The organism is Oribacterium sinus, assembly GCF_963537195.1.
Classification (GTDB): domain Bacteria; phylum Bacillota; class Clostridia; order Lachnospirales; family Lachnospiraceae; genus Oribacterium; species Oribacterium sinus_A.
Map to the genome: position 1 here is coordinate 1 of NZ_CAUTEG010000147.1, position 4,421 is coordinate 4,421.

4 protein-coding genes are annotated in these 4,421 nt (G+C 36.8%); all 4 read left to right on the top strand.

The features are described 5' to 3' along the window. Positions 1–650 (top strand): GNAT family N-acetyltransferase (locus RYL27_RS11070; RefSeq protein ID WP_314967183.1); only part of this gene is annotated, 650 nt, incomplete at its 5' end. A gap of 1,608 nt (positions 651–2,258) precedes the next feature. Beyond that, positions 2,259–2,843 carry a type IV toxin-antitoxin system AbiEi family antitoxin domain-containing protein gene (locus RYL27_RS11075; RefSeq protein ID WP_314967184.1) on the top strand — a complete coding sequence of 195 codons (585 nt, stop codon included), beginning with the start codon at positions 2,259–2,261 and terminating at the stop codon, positions 2,841–2,843. A 1-nt stretch (position 2,844) separates the two neighbouring features. Next, positions 2,845–3,684: a nucleotidyl transferase AbiEii/AbiGii toxin family protein gene (locus RYL27_RS11080; protein ID WP_009537667.1), complete on the top strand. Its 840-nt coding sequence runs from the start codon at positions 2,845–2,847 to the stop codon at positions 3,682–3,684. 128 nt (positions 3,685–3,812) lie between these two features. Further along, positions 3,813–4,421 (top strand): metal ABC transporter ATP-binding protein (locus tag RYL27_RS11085; RefSeq protein WP_314967185.1); only part of this gene is annotated, 609 nt, incomplete at its 3' end.

The following is a 4,421-nucleotide window of genomic DNA, read 5'->3' on the forward strand; positions in this document are numbered from 1 at the left end:
CCTTTGAGGATCTAAAGCTTGTTCGCATCTGGTGTGGTTATTATGATGGCAACGAGAAATCAAAGCGTGTTCAGGAAAAGCTGGGGTTCAAGTATCAATGGACTACCGGGGATGCACCTGTGCCGCAAATGGGCGAAACAAGAAAGGGACACGTAAGCTTACTAACGAAAGACGAATGGGAAAACCTCATCACGCTATATACACCGTCTTTGGAAGATCTCTGGTTTCGGCAGAAGATGATGGCAGATAAGGAAACCATGTCGTATAACCAGGCATGGGGAGGTACAATTCCTTTTCCTAAAGAAGAGTGGAATAGCTGGTATGATTACTGGATTGTAAAGCACGAAGGCAAACGTTATTACAGATATTTAAGGGACAACGCCGGTCATTTTATTGGAGAGATTGCCTATCATTACGATAGTGATCGAAAGCTTTATCTCGCAGATGTCATAGTCTATGCTCCATATAGAAAAAAAGGCTATGGCGGAATTGGATTGGATTTGCTGTGCAATGCCGCTAAACAGAATGGCTTAAAACTGCTCTATGACGATCTCGCCATAGATAATCCGGCAATCACAATGTTTTTACAAAATGGATTTATGGAAGAATACAGAACACACGAAATTATCATGCTCAAAAAAGAACTGTGAAGATAGATTTTTCGCTTTTCTTGGGAATCTGTGCAATTAAAACAGCGGATATAGCTGAAATAGTGGCTTGTTTTAAGAGTTAGAACGATAAGAACTATCACCCTTTTTATTCTTAACAAGTGGCGCAGGCGAAGCATGAGACGTCTTGTTTATAACGAGTACCGCTCGCAAAGCGTGCGATATCGCGTGGTCAGAATAGAGGAAAAATAAGGGAAGTAATAACAGAAAAGAAGAAGTAAAACTAAATACAAAAGGCGCTTATTCAATAAATTCATATAGCTTGACGATAAAAGGAGAAGAGGATACTATCAAAGAAAAGATTTTCAATAAATTCATAACATTACCCATGAGTTCTCCAAATAAGGTTTTCTTTGCAATTTATAGAACTGAAAGCTTTTAGAAAATTATCGCTCGCTCTTTCAATTCTGTAGATTGCAAAGTTTATTTTACCCATTTTGCAAATCTCTGCGGTTTTAACTAAGTTCATTCCTGCTCCCGGGTCTCAGCTTCTCGTAGGGCACGCTGCATGAAGGCGGTCATATTTTTTTGGGGGGGGTAGAATCAAAAATATAAATAATTAAACAATGAGAGTTGCGTGCTAAGGCATTTGGTACAGTAAATACTGTGGTGCATGTAAAAATCTTTCCATGGAGATTTCTGGATGAATATGATATTAATGCCATTCGTGCAAATATTGCTTTGGATATGGTTTCTGGGATGTACGATTACATGGCGCTTCGGGAAACGAATTCTTGTTGAAGGAATGGGAATTCAGAGCGCAGAGTTTGCCATGCTTTGCCTGTATAGTATAGGACTGATTAGTTATCGTTTTTTTCAGCCTACAGGTAAATGGATTTTGTTCACGATCCTTGTGTTGTGGTCTACGATTCAGTTTTTTTGCCATTGGTATTACACTATCTTTGGTGCCTCCGAAAGAAAATTGAAAGGGTACAATGCGTGCTTTAAAGGCACGCTAAGGCTCATTCCTATGAGTGAAAAACGCGTGATACCGGACTTGTATCATATTGTTCTTCATATATTTATATTGTTAAACGGCATACTTTGCTTTCTATCCCGGCATCCCGGTTAAAATAATCCGATTCCGTTTCTCAGATATATGCTTCAGGTTATTTTGGCTTGTTATAAAGAACTTGAAGAGAGCGTCGGATTAATGAATGAAAATGGAAATGGCAGCACTATATGACGTTAATGTTCGTACAATCAACTAGCATATTAAGAAAATTAATTCTGATGCAGAGCTTGAGGAAGATTCAACTATCCGGAAATTCCGGATAGTTCAAGAGGAAGGATTTTGTCAGGTTGGACGTGACATTAAGCGCTATAGCGCCCAATTGATTATTGCTCTAGGCTAAAAGTTAATTCTGATCGTGAGATATACAGATAAACCTTACAAGGGATTAACAAATTGAGTGGCAGTACCGAAAGGAAATATTGTAAAAAGTGATATGAATGTCTCGAAGAATTATCTTAGCGCGAAGAAAATGCGTTCACTGGAGAGAGTTGTACCAGCTTCTTGATTTCATCTATTGTTTACAAATACTCTTTAAAAAACTATAATAAAAGTGTAATTGTAAATGGAGTGATAAAATGAACGCTTTGGAAAAACACTTTTTAGAAAATAATATTATTACCAATAAACAGGCGGAAGAGATAGGCATAAAAAGGCATATCTTAGCTTCACTTGTTCATAAAGGCGAGCTGGAGAGAGTTAGAAATGGTGTTTATAAGAAAAAGGATGCCATAGATGATGACTTTGCTGTTATATCTGTTAATAATGAGCAAATGGTATTTTCTTTTCATACAGCTTTGTATCTTCTTGGATTTAGTGACAGAATACCTAATGTTTTTCATATCACTGTGCCTCAGGGGTATAATGCAGAGCACATCAAACGGAAATTTCTGAATATCAAGGTTCATTACGTAAAGAGAGATTGTTTCAATTTAGGACTTATTAAGACGAAAACCCCACTGGGATCAACCGTTAAATGCTATAACATGGAAAGATGTATCTGTGATATTGTTTTGAAAAGGAAATCTATTGATAAGCAGATTTTCATCAATGCACTAACCGGATACTTTAAGAGTAAAGAAAAGAATACCAGAAATCTTATGAAATACAGCAGAATCCTTGGTATTGAAGAGGAAATCAGAAAATATTTGGAGATTTTATAAAATGATCGGTTCGGAAAGCTTAAAAGGAAGAATAAGAAACATTGCAAACTCTAAAAACCTCAGGCCACAGGAAGTTCTGCAAATGTTTTTCTTTGAAAGATTTTTAGAGAGATTGTCAAAGTCTAAGTATAAATTTAATTTTGTTATCAAAGGTGGACTTCTGATATCTTCTATGATTGGAATTGATAACCGTACAACGATGGATATGGATACTACTATCAAAGGTGTGCCATTACAGGAAGAAGTTATACGAAATATCGTTTCGGAAATCATAAATGTCAAGGTAGATGACGGCATAGATTTTGAAATAACGGATATAAGCCATATACGAGAAGAAGACGAATATGAAAACTTTAGAGTGCATTTAATAGCTAACTTTGAAAAGATTAAAAATGACATGAAGATTGATATTACAACCGGAGACGTCATAACACCAAAAGAAATCGAATATTTATATTCTTGTATGTTTCAAGAGGAGAGTCTTAGGGTCTTAGCATATCCCCTTGAGACGATATTGGCTGAAAAGTATGAGAGCGTTATTAAAAGGAATATTGCCACAACAAGGATGCGAGATTTTTATGATTTATATAATTTATATAACTTAAAAAAAGAGGAAATTGACTTTGAAATTCTAAAACAAGCGATTTATTCAACTGCAAATAGAAGAGAAAGCTTGTCGCTTATGAAACAGGCAATGGAAATAATTGAGGATATAAGGGAGGACGATTATCTTCAAGAACTGTGGAAGACATATTTATCGGACAATCTTTATGTAGGGGATTTGGAGTTTTCAGAAACTCTAAAAGTAATTGCGATTATTGCTGAAAAGATTGCTTTATAGGAGAGATGATATGGCTGTTATCAGCCGGCAGGAGATTGGTCGGACGACATTTCCATGACTTAGGCGCCCCTGAAAAGTCTCAAAGAAAATTTACATACTTTGCTCAACAGGAATAGGAGGAATTGACAATGGCATTGCTGACGCTTAAAGATGTATCCTATTTTTACGAAGGAACGCACAACGGAATTTGTGACATTTCTTTTGAGGCAGAGGAAGGAGATTTTATCGCTGTTGTTGGTAAAAATGGAGCCGGAAAAAGCACTTTACTCAATCTATTATCCGGAATATACAGTCCTCAACACGGAAGTATCACTTGCTCACCCAAGCTTACTTATCATGATTTAGGCATAAGTCCACAAAAGCAATCCATTGATTGGTATTTAAATGTGCGAGATAATATTATGCTTGGAGCTGTATTGACCGGTCTTTCCAAGAAAGAATCACAGACGGCAACAGATTCTATCTCTGAAATACTTGATCTTGCAGATTTCTATACCCGTTCCCCCGATTCACTATCCGGCGGACAACAACAACGAGTTCAAGTTGCACGCGCTTTAGTTCATAACCCTGAAATAATGATTTTGGACGAACCAACCGCCGGTCTGGATTACCGTTACTCACATGGACTATTTGAATATTTGAAAGAGAAATGTTTTGATGAAAAGAAACTGGCTCTTGTTTCATCCCATGATTTGGGAATGCTGGAAGATTACTGCAACAAAATTCTATTTCTAAAC

Bases quoted from the DNA above. Each gene is read 5' to 3' on its own strand.
- RYL27_RS11075 (WP_314967184.1), top strand. From the start codon at position 2,259: ATGAACGCTTTGGAAAAACACTTTTTAGAAAATAATATTATTACCAAT.
- RYL27_RS11080 (WP_009537667.1), top strand. From the start codon at position 2,845: ATGATCGGTTCGGAAAGCTTAAAAGGAAGAATAAGAAACATTGCAAAC.